Here is a 15,587-nt window from a genome sequence, read left to right as displayed (position 1 = left end):
GTGGTGATCTGCGGGTTTGACCGGCCGGTAATGATATTTACAACATACTCGGTACCAAAACGTTCTTCCAGGGCTTTAATGGCTTTGAGCACAATTACCACCCGGTTCTTTACCTCTATTTTTTCCTTGGGATTGCGGCAGTTATCACAGTTGCCGCAGTTTTCCCTGTCGAGGTGCTCCCCAAAGTAATGCAGTATTACTTTACGGCGGCATACGGAGCTTTCGGCATATGCAACGGTTTCATTAATCAGCTGTGCGCCCATTTCCCGCTCGCTCAGCGGCTTATCGCGCATCAGGTGCTCCAGCTTTTGTACGTCTTTATGGCTGTAAAAGCAAAGGCAAATACCTTCCAGGCCATCGCGCCCGGCGCGCCCTGTTTCCTGGTAGTAGTTTTCCAGGCTTTTGGGAATGTTGTAGTGGATCACAAAACGTACATCGGGCTTGTCTATCCCCATGCCAAAGGCAATGGTGGCAACAATCACCTCTACCTCTTCCAGCAGGAACATATCCTGCCGCTGCGCGCGGGTATTGGCATCCAGCCCGGCGTGGTAAGCCACGGCTTTAATATTATTAGCCACCAGCATATCGGCCAGCTCCTCCGTGGTTTTACGGTTCAGGGTATAAATAATACCGCTTTTACCTTTATGGGAGTGAATGAACTTTACGATTTCGCGGATGGTTTGATCTTTCTTGCGTTTGGGCCTTATTTCGTAATACAGGTTAGGCCGGTTAAAGGATGATATATATATCTGCGGATCGCGCAGGCCCAGGTTCTTAACAATATCGCTTTGTACTTTGGGAGTAGCAGTGGCGGTAAGGGCAATAATGGGCAGGTTGGCATTGATTTGCTCTATCATTTCCTTCAGGCGGCGGTATTCCGGCCGGAAGTCATGTCCCCATTCTGAAATACAGTGGGCTTCATCTACCGCTATAAAGGAAATTTCCAGGTCACGGAAAAAGTCGAGATTTTCCTGTTTGGTAAGCGTTTCCGGCGCCACGTACAGCAGCTTGGTTTTGCCGCTTTGCAGGTCGGTACGTACTTTTTTTATCTGCGCTTTTGATAAGGTGGAATTGAGAAAGTGTGCAACATTATCCTTACTGCTGTAAGAACGAACCAGGTCTACCTGGTTTTTCATCAACGCAATAAGGGGAGAAACAATAAGCGCGCATCCGGGACTGATTAATGCGGGTAACTGGTAACAAAGTGATTTCCCTCCCCCGGTTGGCATAATTACAAAAGTATCTTTCCCAGAAAGAATGCTTTTTATGATAATCTCCTGGTTCCCCTTAAAGGAATCGAACCCAAAGTGTTCGTGTAATGCATCTAACAAACTTACCTTTACAACAGCCATTGCATTCAAGATTTAACAATATATATTCTAAACTCTAAAGAACTAACAAATTACAGTTATTGGCTATATGATTTTTAGGGGACACGAAGTTACTTAAAAAAGCCCTGAATTACAATAGAATTTATATAAACTGAGGTAAATTTGTGCCGCCAAGATGAAAAAGACAACAACTATTAACATCCGTGAAACCGCAAAGCGGACCCTCCAGGTTGAAGCGGCTGCAATAAAGGACCTGCAGCAGTTTATAGATGAAGATTTTGAGAAGGCTGTGGCAATTATTGCCCGGTGTGCGGGACGGTTGGTGGTAACCGGTATTGGCAAAAGCGCCATTATTGGCCAGAAACTGGTGGCCACCTTAAATTCTACAGGTACCCCCTCCTTGTTTATGCATGCCGCCGACGCCATTCATGGCGACCTGGGTATGATACAGGAGCAGGATGTGGTGCTGTGCATCTCAAAAAGCGGCACCTCCCCGGAAATAAAGGTGCTGGTACCATTGGTAAAGAGTTTTGGCAACACGCTGATAGCCATGGTAGGCAACGCAGGATCTTACCTGGCACAGGAGGCCGACCTGGTGCTGAACACCACTGTTACCCAGGAGGCCTGCCCCAATAACCTGGCCCCCACCACCAGCACTACGGCTCAGCTGGCTATGGGCGATGCCTTGGCCGTATGCCTGATAGAGTGGCACGGGTTTACTGCGGCAGATTTTGCCAAATTTCATCCCGGCGGCACTTTGGGCAAAAAATTGTATTTAAAGGTAGGGGACCTGAGCCGGCATCATTCCACACCCCGGGTACTGCTGGAAAGTCCCCTGCGGGATGTAATATTGGAAATATCTTCCAAAATGCTGGGCGTAACTGCGGTAATGGACCATGAGGGAGAGCTGAGAGGTATTATTACAGACGGTGACCTGCGCCGCATGCTGGAAAAAAGTATTGATACCGCGGGGGTGATTGCAAAGGATATTATGTCAACGCACCCCAAGCATATACAAAAAGACGAACTGGCTATTAACGCCCTGGAAAAAATGCGGCAGCATGATATCACCCAGTTACTGGTTATGGAAGATAAGCGGTATATTGGCATCATTCATTTACATGACCTTATCAGGGAAGGGATTATTTGACAAGCGATGAAACAAATGAACAGGCATTTTTACGTGGCCATTATGGCCGGAGGAATAGGGAGCCGTTTCTGGCCTTACAGCCGTACAGATTACCCCAAGCAATTCCTGGATATACTGAATACCGGGAAAACCCTGCTGCAGTGGACATTTGAACGGTTTGCACAGTTTGTGCCTACGCAGAACATATTTGTTGTTACCCACCAGCATTATGAAGCCAAGGTAAAGGAGCAGCTGCCCGAGCTGCCGGGTGCCAACGTGGTGTGCGAGCCTTCGCGTAAGAATACTGCGCCCTGCATTGCATATATTTCCTACAAAATACACCAGCAGGATGCGGAGGCGTGCATGGTTTGCGCTCCTGCAGACCACCTGATACTGGACGCACCTGCCTTTATTGCCTCCTGCCTGAACGCGCTCACGTTTGTGCAAAAGCACAGCGCCCTGCTAACGCTGGGTATAAAACCTACCCGCCCCGATACGGGCTATGGGTACATACAATTTGAAACGCAGCAGGTAGCCGACAATGTGTACAAGGTTAAAACCTTTACGGAAAAGCCCAACCTGGAGCTGGCTAAAACATTCCTGCAAAGCGGCGACTTTTTATGGAACGCCGGCATTTTTGTATGGAATGTGAAAACCATTATTGCTGCGTTTAAAAAATACCTGCCGGAAATTGACGAGCTGTTTGAGCAGGGCAGGGCAGCGTTAAACACGCATGAAGAAAGGGATGTTATTGACAATATTTACCCGCAGTGCACCAATATTTCCATTGACTACGGCATAATGGAAAAGGCGGATAATGTATACGTAATACCCGCCAACTTTGGCTGGAGCGACCTGGGTACCTGGGCATCGGCCTATGAGAACCTGGAAAAAGATTACCTGGGCAATGCCGTGCAGGGCAAGAATGTAGTGGTAATAGATGCCACCAAGTGTATGGTAAAAGCATCGCCGGATAAGCTGGTTGTGCTGCAGGGATTGGATGAGTTTATTGTTATAGACACCCATGATGTGCTGCTGATCTGCAAAAAAGAAAATGAGCAGCAGATAAAAGAATACGTGGCGGAAGTGAAGCGGAATAAGGGCGACAAATTTTTATAGAATTACGAATTACGTTTGAGTATTAATTGATTTGTTGAAACCGGCAATGTGCAAAATATGATCTCAAAGCTTCCGCACGTAGGTACTACCATTTTCACCGTAATGTCTGCCCTGGCGGCAGAGCACAAAGCCATTAACCTTTCACAGGGCTTCCCGGATTTTGACTGCGACGAAACCCTCAAAGAGCTGGTGTATGCCGCCATGCAGCAGGGCCATAACCAGTATGCGCCTATGGCAGGCATACCATCGCTGCGGGAAGCCATTGCAGAAAAAGTATACAACGCCTACCGGCAAACCGTAAACCCGGGTACAGAGATCACTATTACGCCCGGCGGCACCTATGCCATATTTACCGCCATAGCCACCTGCATACAACCCGGCGATGAGGTAATTATTTTTGAACCGGCCTACGACAGCTATATACCCAATGTGCTGGTGAACGGCGGTGTGCCGGTGCTGGTACCGCTTACTTTCCCAGAATACCGCATAAACTGGGAGCTGGTACGCAGTAAAATAACCGCCCGCACCCGTATGATTATGCTGAACACCCCGCATAACCCTACCGGCAGCATATTAACGGAAACGGATATACGGGAATTAGAACGGCTGGTGGCGGCGCATAACCTGCTGGTGCTGAGTGATGAGGTGTATGAGCACCTGGTGTACGATGGCCGGCAGCACCACAGTATTTTAAAATATCCCAACCTGTTCCGCAATAGCTTTGTTACCTTTTCATTCGGGAAAGTATTTCATGTAACCGGCTGGAAAATGGGCTACTGCATAGCCCCGGCGCACCTAATGCAGGAGTACCGCAAAGTGCACCAGTACCTTTGCTTTTCAGTGAATACGCCTATGCAATATGGCCTGGCCAGGTTCCTGGAAACACCATCACATTACCTGTTGCTTCCTGCTTTTTACCACGAAAAAAGAGACTACTTCCTGCAGCTGATGGCCGGTACCCGTTTTACCCCGCTGCCCTGCCATGGCAGCTACTTTCAGCTAATGCGCTATGATCAGATCTCCGATGAAAGCGATAAGGACTTCACCATTCGTATGACCAAAGAATTTGGCGTAGCCAGTATTCCGGTATCTGCTTTCTACCAAAACGGGCATGACGACCACGTAATACGCTTTTGCTTTGCAAAACGGAACGAAACCCTTGAGCAGGCGGCGGAACGCCTCACTGGCGTGTAATTAAATAATTCATAATTAAAAAAAGGCCATTTCCTAAAAAGGAAACGGCTGTCCTTTGTATTACGAGCAGTACGAAATGCTTATGGTACTAAAAAACCGGTTAGCTAACGACAACCAGCTCCTGCTCGTGCAAACTTGCTGAGCCTAACATCCTGGTGTGCTCAAGAAAGGCCACAATACCGGTTTCAACATCATATACGGCTCCTATTATGCCTACCTGGCCTTTCAGGATCATATCGCGCAGTATTACACTTTGTTCCATTACAGCCATTACAGAGCGCTCTGTATGCAACCGCGTAACCGCATCCACAAAGGCGTGGTTTTGGGAATTCCGGTGCTCATGCACTGTTTTTTCCGCATACACGGCAGGGGTTATTTTATTAAGTAACCCCGTAAGGTTACCCATCTCCACATAATCGCAGGCGCCTTTTATGGCGCCGCATTTGGTATGGCCCAGTACCACAATAAATTTGGAGCCGGCTACCTTGCAGGCGTACTCCAGGCTGCCCAGCACATTATCGCTGATAACGGCGCCGGCTAAACGTATACTGAAAATATCGCCCAGCCCCTGGTCAAAAATTAACTCCGCGGAAATGCGGGAGTCCATGCAGCTTACAATAGCAGCCATAGGCCATTGCCCGTCCGATGTTTCATTCACCTGCTGCAGCAGGTTGCGGTTAATCCGTAAATTATCTACAAAGCGGTTGTTGCCCTGCTTTAAAAGTTCTAAAGTTTGTTCAGGAGTAAGGTTTGCCTGGTCGGCTTTATTTAATGTTTTCATTGTGTGCGTTAGTTATGGTTCATTAATAAAAAAGAACGGGAACATAGTGCCGGTTTAATTCGGCTGCAGTTCCTTTAACAGCTGCTCATGGTTGCCGGAGGCAATAACCTGTACATGCCCGCTCTGAAGCGGTTCATCGTTTCCCTCATGCGGCGTATTGGCTATATTGTACACATTCTTAAAACCGGTGAGCACAACACTTATATTTTTCTGCGGCGCCTTCACAGCTTTAAATTCACGGATAATCTCCAGCACATCATGATCAATGTACACGGTATTGGCGGCGTCAATTACTACAGCAGAATTTTCCGGCAAATGATCCAGTGTAAGCAGTATGCTGGCTTTGTTGAGGAACGATACTTCCTGCGCCAGCTCCAGGCGGATGGTGTCGCCGGTATGGTACTGCTCCTTACGGAAGTAATAAGGGCTTTTCATGTTGCCCCTTAAAATAGCAATTACGCTTACCGCCATGCCCAGTGCAATGCCCACGAGCAGGTCTGTAAGTACAATGGCCACCAGCGTTACCACAAACGGCACCCACTGGTATTTGCCTTTGCTGAACATTTCCTTGAATATGGAAATCTTGCACAGCTTATAGCCGGTAACCAGCAGTATGGCGGCCAGGGTGGCCAGCGGTATTTTATTCAGCAGCATCGGTATTAAAGCCGCACAAACCAGCAGCAGTGTACCGTGTGTAATAGTAGCCAGCTTGGTGCGGGCGCCGGCATTAATGTTGGCAGAAGAGCGCACGATTACGGAGGTAATGGGCAGGCCGCCTATTAAACCGCTTACCATGTTGCCAACACCCTGTGCGCGCAGCTCGCGGTTAGGGGAAGTATGGCGTTTCAGCGGATCCAGCTTGTCCGTAGCCTCTACATTCAGCAGGGTTTCTACAGAAGCAACAATGGCAATGGTAATACCTACCAGCCATACCTCTTTATTGGCAAAAGCGCTGAAGTCGGGAAAAGTGAACTGGCCTATAAAGTCCCCGAAACTGCCTGCCACCGGCAGGTTCACCAGGTGGGAGGGCGCTAATGCCAGGCTGCTGCCTGTGCTGATAAAGAGTGTGTTCAGCAGCACGCCGGTAACTACAGCTACCAGGGCGGCGGGTAACATGTTCAGCTTAGGAATTTTGCCCCAGTACACAATAATCAGAACAGATACAAGGGTAATAAGGGTAGCGCCCAGGTGAATATGGTTAATACCGGAGAGCAGGGCCGTAAAGCTGTTATCACCATCTACCTGTATAAAGGTAAAATCACCCTCGGCATTTTTATCGTACCCGAAAGCATGCGGTATCTGCTTTAAAATAATGATGATGCCAATGGCGCTTAACATGCCTTTGATCACATTGGAAGGAAAGTAATTAGCCACGGTACCTGCTTTTATTAAGCCAAGGCCCAGCTGCAGGGCCCCGCCTATAAAAACGGCCAGCAGAAATGTATCAAAAGCGCCCAGCCGGGTAATGGCGGACAGCACTACGGCTGTAAGACCGGCAGCAGGGCCGGCTACGCTCAGCTGGGAGCCGCTCAGGGAGCCAACTACCAGGCCGCCGATAATACCGGCTATCATACCTGAAAATAAAGGTGCGCCGGAGGCCAGGGCAATACCCAGGCAAAGGGGTACTGCTATTAAAAAAACGACCACCCCCGATGAAAGGTCGCCTTTTACATTTGCGAACAAAGAAGGTTGTTTGCTCATAATCGCAAAGGGATTTAACTGTTAAGGGTTCATTCACACAGCTGGCAACAGCGGAGCATTTAATATTGGATGCAAAAGCAATTACCATATCAAACTGGCATCGGCGCAGTAAAACAGCATGTGAATATGTAATACAGGAAAAAACGCCTTGCCGAAGCGGCAAGCGTTCATACAAAAACAATATGCTTAACAGTTAGGAGGCGGGGCGTGTATTTCGCGGGCAGGACCGGAAGGAATATCTTCAAACAAACGGTACTGTACTATATTCAGGTATAATGCAGGAGCAAATTTCAGGAAGTCGTCGAAATGATTGTAGTATTTAACTTCTTTGGACAGCTTAATGATGTCAACGCTGCCATCTACCGGGTGCTCTTCCACTATCTGGTTGTTAAACAGCAGCCTGCCCATCTCCTTTATCGGGAGCAGCTGGGTACCCATAAGTACCAGGAGGCATATGCTGAGAAACCTTTTCATTTCAGGTACACGAGCCACAAAGCTAATTAACCAAGTCGGCACTTTGAAAATACGACAATTAAAAAAATGTTAAAAGGCAAAGCCGGCATTTTCATCCTCTTATTTAGCCATTCATCACATAAATAGAATTGCTGAAAACGCTGGTTTTTTATTCAAATGAGCCACCATGGCTAATTTGGCGATTTTGGCAGGTAATATTCTAAACCAATTATTTTGCTTTCTATGGTATTGTGTATTGCATAGTAGTAAATTTTCCCTATTTTTGTATTGTAAAGTTAAAAAGCTCACTTGCCATGAATATAGATAACACACAATCGCAGATGCGGAAAGGAGTGCTGGAGTTCTGCATTCTCTCTGTCATCAAGCAAGGAGAAGCTTATCCTTCAGACATTATTGAAAAAATGAAAGAGGCGAAGCTGGACATCCTGGAGGGCACCCTGTACCCCTTACTTACCCGTTTAAAAAATGCAGAACTCTTAACCTACCGCTGGGTGGAAAGCAGCTCCGGGCCGCCCCGCAAGTATTTTTCCATGACCGAAAAGGGCGAAGCCTTTTACAAGGAACTGGAAACTACCTGGAACGAGCTGGCCAACGCAGTACACCAGCTTACACAAAACAATACCATCCTTTAAACTATTATATCACCTAAAATCTATTAGCAGTTATCACTGTTGAAAATCAAACCTCTAGCGATGAAAAAGATTATTAACATAAATCTCGCCAGCCGCCTGATACCTATAGAGGACAGTGCTTATGAGATACTAAGGCAGTACCTCGATAGCCTGAAGCGCTATTTTGCACGGGAAGATGGTGCGGACGAGATTGTAGGAGACATTGAAAGCCGGATAGCGGAATTATTCCAGGATAAGCTGAAAAAAGGCGCCCACTGCATTACCGATGAGGATGTGGAGGCCGTAAAAGCTTCCATGGGCACCCCCGAGCAGTTTGAGGAAGATGCTACAACAGAAAACGCCCAGCATAATGCCGGCGCAGCACAGGGCATTCCCATGCCGCGCCCGCGCAAGCGCCTGTACCGCGACCCGGACAACAAAGTACTGGGTGGCGTATGCAGCGGCCTGGGGGCTTACCTGAATGTAGACCCGGTTGTGTTCCGCATCATATTTGCCCTGCTGGCCATTGGCGGTTTTGGCAGTGGTATACTGGTGTATTTTATATTATGGATCGCTACTCCCGAAGCCAACACGGCCGCTGAAAAGCTGGAAATGCGCGGCGAGCGGGTAGACCTGAACAATATACGCGCCACTGTGCAGGATGAGATCAACGCCATGAAAGGCCAGTTCAAGACGGTAGGCAACGACATTAAAAATTTTTCGCAGGGCCGCGGAAGGCAGGTTGGTAACGATATTGAGCGGATATTCCGCAATTTCTTTACCGGCCTGGGGAAAGTGCTGTTGTTTGTGACCAAAGGGTTCTTTTACTTCCTGGCAGTGGTAATACTGTTTTGCCTCATAGTGGCCGGTATTGCAATCGCTGCTTCCTCCGCGGCCCTCTTCCCGCTGAAAAGCCTCTTACTCTCTACTCCGTTCCAAAATACGCTGTTCTGGCCCGCCGTTATACTGCTCATAGGCATACCGGTGGTAGCGCTGGTGATCTTCCTTATCCGTAAGCTCACCGGGGTAAAGCAAACCAACCGTTATGTGGGCTACACCCTCAGCTTCCTGTGGGTAGCCGGCCTGCTGTGCGGCACCTGGCTTATTATTTCCATTGTAAAGGACTTCCGTACCAGCTACCGCGAAAAGGAAACTTATCCGCTGGTGCAGCCCAGCAAAGGAAAGCTGGTTATAAAGAAAACAGACGACCTGGTGGAAATGGATGATGTGGACTTTTTTGAAGGCGGTCTGCGTGTAACAGATGATACCGCCATCATCGACAACATACGCGTAAAGCTGGAAAAAAGCACTACCGACAGCTTCCAGGTAGAGGTGGTGCGCAGCTCCCGCGGCCGCACCGTATCACAGGCCAAAGCCCTGGCCCGGGAAATACAGTTCCAGCTGAACCAGCAGGACTCCTTACTGTACCTGCCCGCCGGCATCAGTATTCCCCGCAACTCCCACTTCCGCGAGCAGCGCATTACAGTTGTGGTACGGGTACCTGTAGGCAAGGATGTGGAGGTAGACCGGGACGCTTATCATCACTACCGCTTTATTCACGGATGGAATGATGACTGGTGGGATAACTGGGACGACTGGGACCATGACGGCCCGGTAGAGCTGAAAATGACCATCGACGGACTGGATAACATTCATATTGAAAAGCGCTCACGCCACCACGAAGAACGGCAGCAGGAAGACTCCCTGCAGGATCATTACCGCTACCAGGCGCCCCGCACGCCAGATGCCCCGGAAGCGCCCAAAGCCCCGGACGCCCCGGAAGGAAAGCCAGGTTCTGTACAATCCCCTGCCGCAGCCATTACTACCAGCATGGAGCTGCCGGCCGTGGAAAGCGCCTCCCTCATCGTTTACAGTGTGTATAATATGCTGAAATAAATTTTTTCATTCATCACAATAAGTTCAATAGTTAACGAGAAGAAATGAAAGCCACGGTGTCCACCGTGGTTTATTTTTTACCTGCCCATGCGTTTGAAAAGGCCGGCGGTATGAAGGACCGGCCCACAGCGGTGCGCCGTTTTCTACCTGCACCCCGGCCGGCATAGCAGTATGCGTCCGCTGACGTGATACGGATGGTAAAACAAACCCGCCGCCGGCTTTTTTTTTCCGGATTTGATCATTGCCCTCGCTTTTAAATGTATAGCTTTGCATATTTGAAACTTTCGATGATAAGGATAAGGAATGCAGGCAACGAAAAATGCATCAATAAACATTGCGCTGGTAGGAAATCCGAATAGTGGAAAAAGCTCCCTCTTTAATGCATTAACGGGTTTAAATCAGAAGGTAAGTAATTTTCCGGGGGTAACGGTTGATAAAAAGACCGGCAGCGCTGGTATTTCCGGTGCTTTACACGCCAATATTATAGACCTCCCGGGCACCTATAGCCTGTACCCCAAAAGTGCGGATGAATTTGTGACCTATGATGTGCTGGTAAACCCCAAGGGGGAAGACCGGCCGGACATGATCCTGATCATTGCAGATGCATCTAACCTGAAACGCAACCTGCTCTTCTGCTCCCAGATCATAGACCTTAAAATACCGGTAATTATAGCCCTTACCATGATGGACATTGCCCGTAAAAAAGGCGTGGAGATAGACCTGAACGGGCTGGAGCGGGAGCTGGGCGTGCCGGTGCTGGCTATTAACCCCCGCAGGAACAAAGGTATTCCCGAGCTGAAAAAACATATAGACCTGCTGGCGCGGGATAAATTTGGCGTACCGGCCCGCGACTTTATAGACAGCCATAGTATGGCGCCCGAGGTAGTGGATGAGATAAAGAAATATGTGCCGGTGCGCAGCGACTATGCAGCCCTGCACATTGCCGTAAACTGCGAAGAGCTGCATTTCCTGAACGGGGGGCAAAAGCTGGCTGTTAAAAACGCCCTGCAGGAGCACCGGTTCAATAAAACCAAGGTGCAGGCAGAGGAAATAATGCAGCGCTACGCCCGCATTAAGCATATTATGAAAGGCTCCGTAGTGGAGGCCGACCCCTTGCAAAAACAGCTGCAAACAGAAAAGCTGGATAACATATTGCTGCACCGCTTTTGGGGATATGTAATATTGCTGGCAGTGCTGTTCCTGCTGTTCCAGAGCATATTCTGGCTGGCCTCTTACCCTATGGACGGGATCGAAGCGGCCTTTGGCTGGCTGGGTGGCTGGCTTTCAGACCTGCTGCCCGACAACCGCTTCAGCGACCTTTTGATCAATGGTGTTATTGCTGGTATCAGCGGCATAGCCGTGTTTATACCGCAGATCATGATATTATTCGGGCTTATAACCCTGCTGGAAGATACCGGCTATATGGCCCGCATCAGCTTTTTAACTGACCGGCTCATGCGGCAGGTGGGATTGAACGGTAAATCCGTAATGCCCCTGATAAGCGGGGTGGCCTGTGCCGTACCCGCCATTATGGCTACCCGCAGTATTGAAAACCGGAAAGAGCGTTTAATAACCATACTGGTAACCCCCCTGATGAGCTGCTCTGCGCGCCTGCCCATTTATACCATTATGATAGCCCTGGTGGTGCCGGACCGTAAGGTGCTGGGCATATTAAGCCTTCAGGGCCTGGTGATGATGGGGCTTTACCTGCTGGGCTTTTTTATGGCCCTGGTAATATCGGCGGTTATGAAATGGTTCATAGCCATTAAGGAAAAAAGCTATTTTATAATGGAGCTGCCTGTGTACCGGGCGCCCCGCTGGAAAAATGTAGGCACCACCATGGTGGAGAAGGCCCGCATTTTTATTACCGATGCCGGTAAGGTAATTATGGTAATATCCGTAATACTGTGGTTCCTGGCCTCTTATGGACCCGGCAGCAAAATGCAGCCGGTACACGCCAAGTACGAAAAGCTGATGGCTGCCCACCCTGAGCAGCATGATGCGCTGGACCGGGCCTACCAGTCTGAAAAGCTGGCTAACTCCTACGCCGGTATACTGGGCCATGCAATAGAACCGGCCATACGCCCCCTGGGTTTCGACTGGAAAATAGGGATTGCCCTTATTACCTCCTTTGCCGCGCGCGAAGTATTTGTTGGCACCATGGCCACGCTGTACAGCGTAGGCGAAAGCCCGGAAGACAATGATGCCACCCTTCGGGAGAAAATGCACGCCGCTGTACGGGCCGATGGCAGCCCGGTGTACACCATGGCCACCGGCTTTTCACTCATGCTCTTTTATGCTTTTGCCATGCAGTGTATGAGCACCCTGGCCATTGTGCGGCGGGAAACCAAATCCTGGAAAATGCCGGCCATACAGCTGGTGTATATGACAGGGCTGGCATATGTATGCAGCTTTATAGCCTTTCAGCTGTTGAAATAGGCGTGGCCCGGGGCAGCATTATCCGCGTATGCTGGTATTATTTTTAACATAGTGGAAACAAAGCTACCGGTTTCCCTAAATCAGTATATTGCAGCTAACCTAAACTGCATATATGAAAAGGTTACTGCTTGTCACCATTGCCCTGTTGCCCGTATTGGGAGCGCTGGCGCAACGTCCGGCTATTGACTCCCTGCAATTAATAAAAGACATCCGCACCCTGAGCGCCGATAAATTTGAAGGCCGTGAAACCGGTACCAAAGGCAACCGCCTGGCGCAATTTTACATTATGGACCGTTTTAAGCAGGCCGGCCTGCAGCCTTTCCACGGCACCTATGAATATCCCTTTTACTTTATGCAGGGAGATAAAAAGATCATGGGTACTAACCTGTACGGCTATATACCAGGTAAAACAGATAACGTGATTATTGTTACCGCGCATTACGATCACCTGGGTATTAACCGCCAGGCCAACAGTGCAGACAGTATTTTTAACGGTGCGGATGATAACGCCTCCGGCACAGCCGCGCTGCTGGCATTGATAAAGTACTACCAGCAGCATCCGCCGCAGCATACCCTGGTATTTGCGGCGCTTGACGGGGAGGAGGAAGGCCTGCAGGGCGCCAAAGCCTTTGTACAGCGGCTGCCCGTGCCTGTTGAACGGGTGCACATGAACCTGAATATGGATATGGTGAGCCGTAACGGCAAGCAGGAGTTGTATGCCTGCGGCACCTATCAATATCCCGAGCTAAAAAAGTATGTAACACAGGCGGCCGACAGCAGCAGCATTCACCTGCTTACCGGGCATGACCGGCCGGAGGATGGTGGAAATAACTGGACCAACCAGAGCGACCATTACGAGTTTCATAAAAAAGGTATTCCCTTCCTGTACCTGGGCGTAGAGGACCACCCGGACTATCACCATGGCAGCGATGAGTTTGCGCATATTGATCCCTCTTTTTACTACCGCGCGGTACAAACCATCCGTACCCTGCTGGGTATTGTGGACACGGAGCTCACAGGAAACAACAAGGCCAGGTCTAAAGTAATTTATTGAGGTAAGAAGTGTTCGCCGGACAACACCGCACCCACATTGTTGAGCACAGCTGCGGGGTGTGGATGTTTATAAATGCAGGGATTGCGGCCATCAAACTTAGCGCTTGCGCTTTATAAGGCGATGTGTGAACATTAAACTATTATCTGCAGGATCAAAAGAGGGTATTAAAAGTAAACAAAGGTTTAAATAAAAACGGGCCCGCTCAAAATTTTGAGCGGGCCCGCTGCTTTATATAAGGTTTTCAAAAAGCTATTTAAACCTGCGCCGGGTTTCTATCATACCCTTAAAGTGAGGATTGGGTATAACCGCATTTTCCCGGAGCGTTCGCAGGCTTTCCGTCGATTGCTTAACGCGGCCCAGCTCACTTTCAGGCACGCCCAGGGTAATGAGCGCTTTGCGCAGCAGCAGCTCGCTGGTGCTGCCCCAGTCAATGGAAAAATCCTCATAGGTAGCCGTGCCGCCATCGGGGAAAAATCCGTCGAAATAATCGCCCTGGTTCTGCGCATTCTTTGACCAGATGGAAACAGCATACATGTCCTTACCGCCGATAGTAATGCCTACAAAACCTACGGGTTTGCCGTACGTGGTGTCGCCCACCAGCTTCACCGTCATATAGGGCTTCAGCACATTCATTACCAGCTCGCTGGCAGAGGCGGTAGAGCCGGTGCCAATGAACACTACGTTGGAAACATCCAGTGTTTTCTTTTTCTCGAAGTAGAAAGAGGGGTTGCTTACCCAATCGTCAAACACATCGCCCCAGCTATAGCTGGCGCCTGGTACCTTTTTGGTTTTCAGGTAGTTGCTGTATTGGTGGTTGGTAAGGTTGGTATTATAATATTCCTTGTACATAAGGGAGGTGCCTACAGAAGCAGGCGCAATAAGGTTGGCCAGGTATTCGGCCGTTTCCACAGAGCCGCCGCCATTATAGCGCAGGTCTATTACCAGGTCGGTTACATTGCCGGCAACAAATTTATCAAATGCAGCGTCCAGCTGTGTTTGGGTTTTATCCAGGGAAATAAACTGGTTAAATACCAGGTAGCCAACGTGCTTACCGCCCACATTCAGCACACTGCTGTACAGCACGGGATTAATATTATAATTAGCCGTATTTAAGGTAACGGTAACGGATGTACCATCGGGCTTTTTAAGTGTAAGCGTTACGCTGCTGCTGTAGTATATAGCATTGCTGATGCGTTCTACATTGGCTTCATTGTAGGTGATGTCGGAGTTACCGTTAACAGCCGTTATCTGCCAGGTGCGGCGTATACCCTGGTTGTATGCCGGAGAGCCCTCATATACATACAGCACGCGCAGGTCGTTCACGTCGTTATAGCCAAGGTCCATCCCAAAATCGCCGGCAATGCCTTCATTAATTTCACCGGCCACAGCGCCGTCATCCAGGAAACCATACCGGTCCATATTTTTGCCGGCAGCATTCTTTTTAAATGCAATAAGGGCATTAAACATATCTTTCAGGCTGCTGTAGCTGTTGGGCTTAAAGGTGGCGGAGTCCGGGATCACATCGTTCCACAGGTACTCATCTTTAAAAATAAAGTACATAGAGTCGTTTACTGTGGCTATAGTGCCACCGGTGCCGGTTGTATCTGTAATAGGTGTTACAGGTGTTCCATGGTCTTTCTTACAGGCGGTTCCCAGGGCATACAGTGCTATTACAGCAGCCCAGGCTGTTTTGCGAAAAGTGGCAAACATATGAGGGTATTTTTGACGTAGTTTAATACTGAAAGTAATAAAAATTAAACGCGTGTTTTTTCAATTTACGTACATATAAGGGTAAAAGTTGTCTTGATATTGCAGAAACCCTGATTGTACCGGCCAACAGCTTGAAATCATCTGCCGG

The 15,587-nt window shown here is 49.0% G+C and carries 12 protein-coding genes; 7 read left to right on the top strand and 5 right to left on the bottom strand.

Annotated elements, in window-relative coordinates; all coding sequences use genetic code 11:
• Nucleotides 1-1,352, bottom strand: a 1,352-nt coding sequence (locus VFS25_RS13440; protein ID WP_326462668.1) for an ATP-dependent DNA helicase RecQ, incomplete at its 3' end; no start/stop codon positions are given.
• A gap of 154 nt (nt 1,353-1,506) precedes the next feature.
• Between VFS25_RS13440 and VFS25_RS13435 the strand changes: the two genes are divergently transcribed.
• From VFS25_RS13435 to VFS25_RS13425, 3 genes are read left to right on the top strand one after another with little or no spacing between them, the layout of a single operon-like run.
• Nucleotides 1,507-2,481 carry a KpsF/GutQ family sugar-phosphate isomerase gene (locus tag VFS25_RS13435; protein WP_326462667.1) on the top strand — a complete coding sequence of 325 codons (975 nt, stop codon included), beginning with the start codon at nt 1,507-1,509 and terminating at the stop codon, nt 2,479-2,481.
• A gap of 6 nt (nt 2,482-2,487) precedes the next feature.
• Complete coding sequence (locus VFS25_RS13430; protein WP_326462666.1) at nt 2,488-3,579, top strand: mannose-1-phosphate guanylyltransferase; 1,092 nt, start codon at nt 2,488-2,490, stop codon at nt 3,577-3,579.
• 57 nt (nt 3,580-3,636) lie between these two features.
• Nucleotides 3,637-4,773 carry a methionine aminotransferase gene (locus VFS25_RS13425; RefSeq protein ID WP_326462665.1) on the top strand — a complete coding sequence of 379 codons (1,137 nt, stop codon included), beginning with the start codon at nt 3,637-3,639 and terminating at the stop codon, nt 4,771-4,773.
• 100 nt (nt 4,774-4,873) lie between these two features.
• Here VFS25_RS13425 and VFS25_RS13420 read toward each other — a convergent pair whose 3' ends face one another.
• The 3 genes from VFS25_RS13420 to VFS25_RS13410 all read right to left on the bottom strand — a co-directional run bounded on the left by VFS25_RS13420 (nt 4,874) and on the right by VFS25_RS13410 (nt 7,729).
• Nucleotides 4,874-5,554 carry a carbonic anhydrase family protein gene (locus VFS25_RS13420; protein ID WP_326462664.1) on the bottom strand — a complete coding sequence of 227 codons (681 nt, stop codon included), beginning with the start codon at nt 5,552-5,554 and terminating at the stop codon, nt 4,874-4,876.
• A gap of 54 nt (nt 5,555-5,608) precedes the next feature.
• Nucleotides 5,609-7,255 (bottom strand): SulP family inorganic anion transporter, encoded by a 1,647-nt coding sequence (locus VFS25_RS13415; RefSeq protein ID WP_326462663.1) that lies wholly within the window; start codon nt 7,253-7,255, stop codon nt 5,609-5,611.
• A 186-nt stretch (nt 7,256-7,441) separates the two neighbouring features.
• Entirely contained in the window at nt 7,442-7,729 is a 288-nt protein-coding gene (locus VFS25_RS13410) for a hypothetical protein (RefSeq protein ID WP_326462662.1), read from the bottom strand.
• A 293-nt stretch (nt 7,730-8,022) separates the two neighbouring features.
• Here VFS25_RS13410 and VFS25_RS13405 point away from each other — a divergent pair, with 293 nt between their 5' ends.
• From VFS25_RS13405 to VFS25_RS13390, 4 genes are all read left to right on the top strand, one after another.
• Nucleotides 8,023-8,361: a PadR family transcriptional regulator gene (locus VFS25_RS13405; RefSeq protein WP_326462661.1), complete on the top strand. Its 339-nt coding sequence runs from the start codon at nt 8,023-8,025 to the stop codon at nt 8,359-8,361.
• A 60-nt stretch (nt 8,362-8,421) separates the two neighbouring features.
• Nucleotides 8,422-10,236, top strand: coding sequence for a PspC domain-containing protein (locus VFS25_RS13400; protein ID WP_326462660.1), 1,815 nt, complete (start codon nt 8,422-8,424; stop codon nt 10,234-10,236).
• Nucleotides 10,237-10,539: 303 nt separating this feature from the next.
• Nucleotides 10,540-12,675: a ferrous iron transport protein B gene (gene feoB, locus VFS25_RS13395; RefSeq protein WP_326462659.1), complete on the top strand. Its 2,136-nt coding sequence runs from the start codon at nt 10,540-10,542 to the stop codon at nt 12,673-12,675.
• Between the two features lie 112 nt (nt 12,676-12,787).
• Entirely contained in the window at nt 12,788-13,729 is a 942-nt protein-coding gene (locus VFS25_RS13390; RefSeq protein WP_326462658.1) for a M28 family peptidase, read from the top strand.
• A gap of 249 nt (nt 13,730-13,978) precedes the next feature.
• Here VFS25_RS13390 and VFS25_RS13385 read toward each other — a convergent pair whose 3' ends face one another.
• Nucleotides 13,979-15,439, bottom strand: a complete 1,461-nt coding sequence (locus VFS25_RS13385) for a S41 family peptidase (protein WP_326462657.1) — start codon at nt 15,437-15,439, stop codon at nt 13,979-13,981.
• Nucleotides 15,440-15,587: the final 148 nt, after the last annotated feature.

The sequence above is a fragment of the Chitinophaga sp. genome (genome assembly GCF_035761305.1).
Classification (GTDB): Bacteria; Bacteroidota; Bacteroidia; order Chitinophagales; family Chitinophagaceae; genus Chitinophaga.
Note: the sequence above shows the minus strand (reverse complement) of the source record. Positions and strands in the feature narration are given on the sequence as shown.

What these genes read in the sequence shown, in the direction of transcription:
- feoB (WP_326462659.1), top strand. Translation starts at nt 10,540, where the DNA reads ATGCAGGCAACGAAAAATGCATCAATAAACATTGCGCTGGTAGGAAAT.
- VFS25_RS13400 (WP_326462660.1), top strand. Translation starts at nt 8,422, where the DNA reads ATGAAAAAGATTATTAACATAAATCTCGCCAGCCGCCTGATACCTATA.
- VFS25_RS13385 (WP_326462657.1), bottom strand. Translation starts at nt 15,439, where the DNA reads ATGTTTGCCACTTTTCGCAAAACAGCCTGGGCTGCTGTAATAGCACTG.
- VFS25_RS13420 (WP_326462664.1), bottom strand. Translation starts at nt 5,554, where the DNA reads ATGAAAACATTAAATAAAGCCGACCAGGCAAACCTTACTCCTGAACAA.
- VFS25_RS13425 (WP_326462665.1), top strand. Translation starts at nt 3,637, where the DNA reads ATGATCTCAAAGCTTCCGCACGTAGGTACTACCATTTTCACCGTAATG.
- VFS25_RS13390 (WP_326462658.1), top strand. Translation starts at nt 12,788, where the DNA reads ATGAAAAGGTTACTGCTTGTCACCATTGCCCTGTTGCCCGTATTGGGA.
- VFS25_RS13430 (WP_326462666.1), top strand. Translation starts at nt 2,488, where the DNA reads ATGAAACAAATGAACAGGCATTTTTACGTGGCCATTATGGCCGGAGGA.
- VFS25_RS13410 (WP_326462662.1), bottom strand. Translation starts at nt 7,729, where the DNA reads ATGAAAAGGTTTCTCAGCATATGCCTCCTGGTACTTATGGGTACCCAG.
- VFS25_RS13435 (WP_326462667.1), top strand. Translation starts at nt 1,507, where the DNA reads ATGAAAAAGACAACAACTATTAACATCCGTGAAACCGCAAAGCGGACC.
- VFS25_RS13405 (WP_326462661.1), top strand. Translation starts at nt 8,023, where the DNA reads ATGAATATAGATAACACACAATCGCAGATGCGGAAAGGAGTGCTGGAG.
- VFS25_RS13415 (WP_326462663.1), bottom strand. Translation starts at nt 7,255, where the DNA reads ATGAGCAAACAACCTTCTTTGTTCGCAAATGTAAAAGGCGACCTTTCA.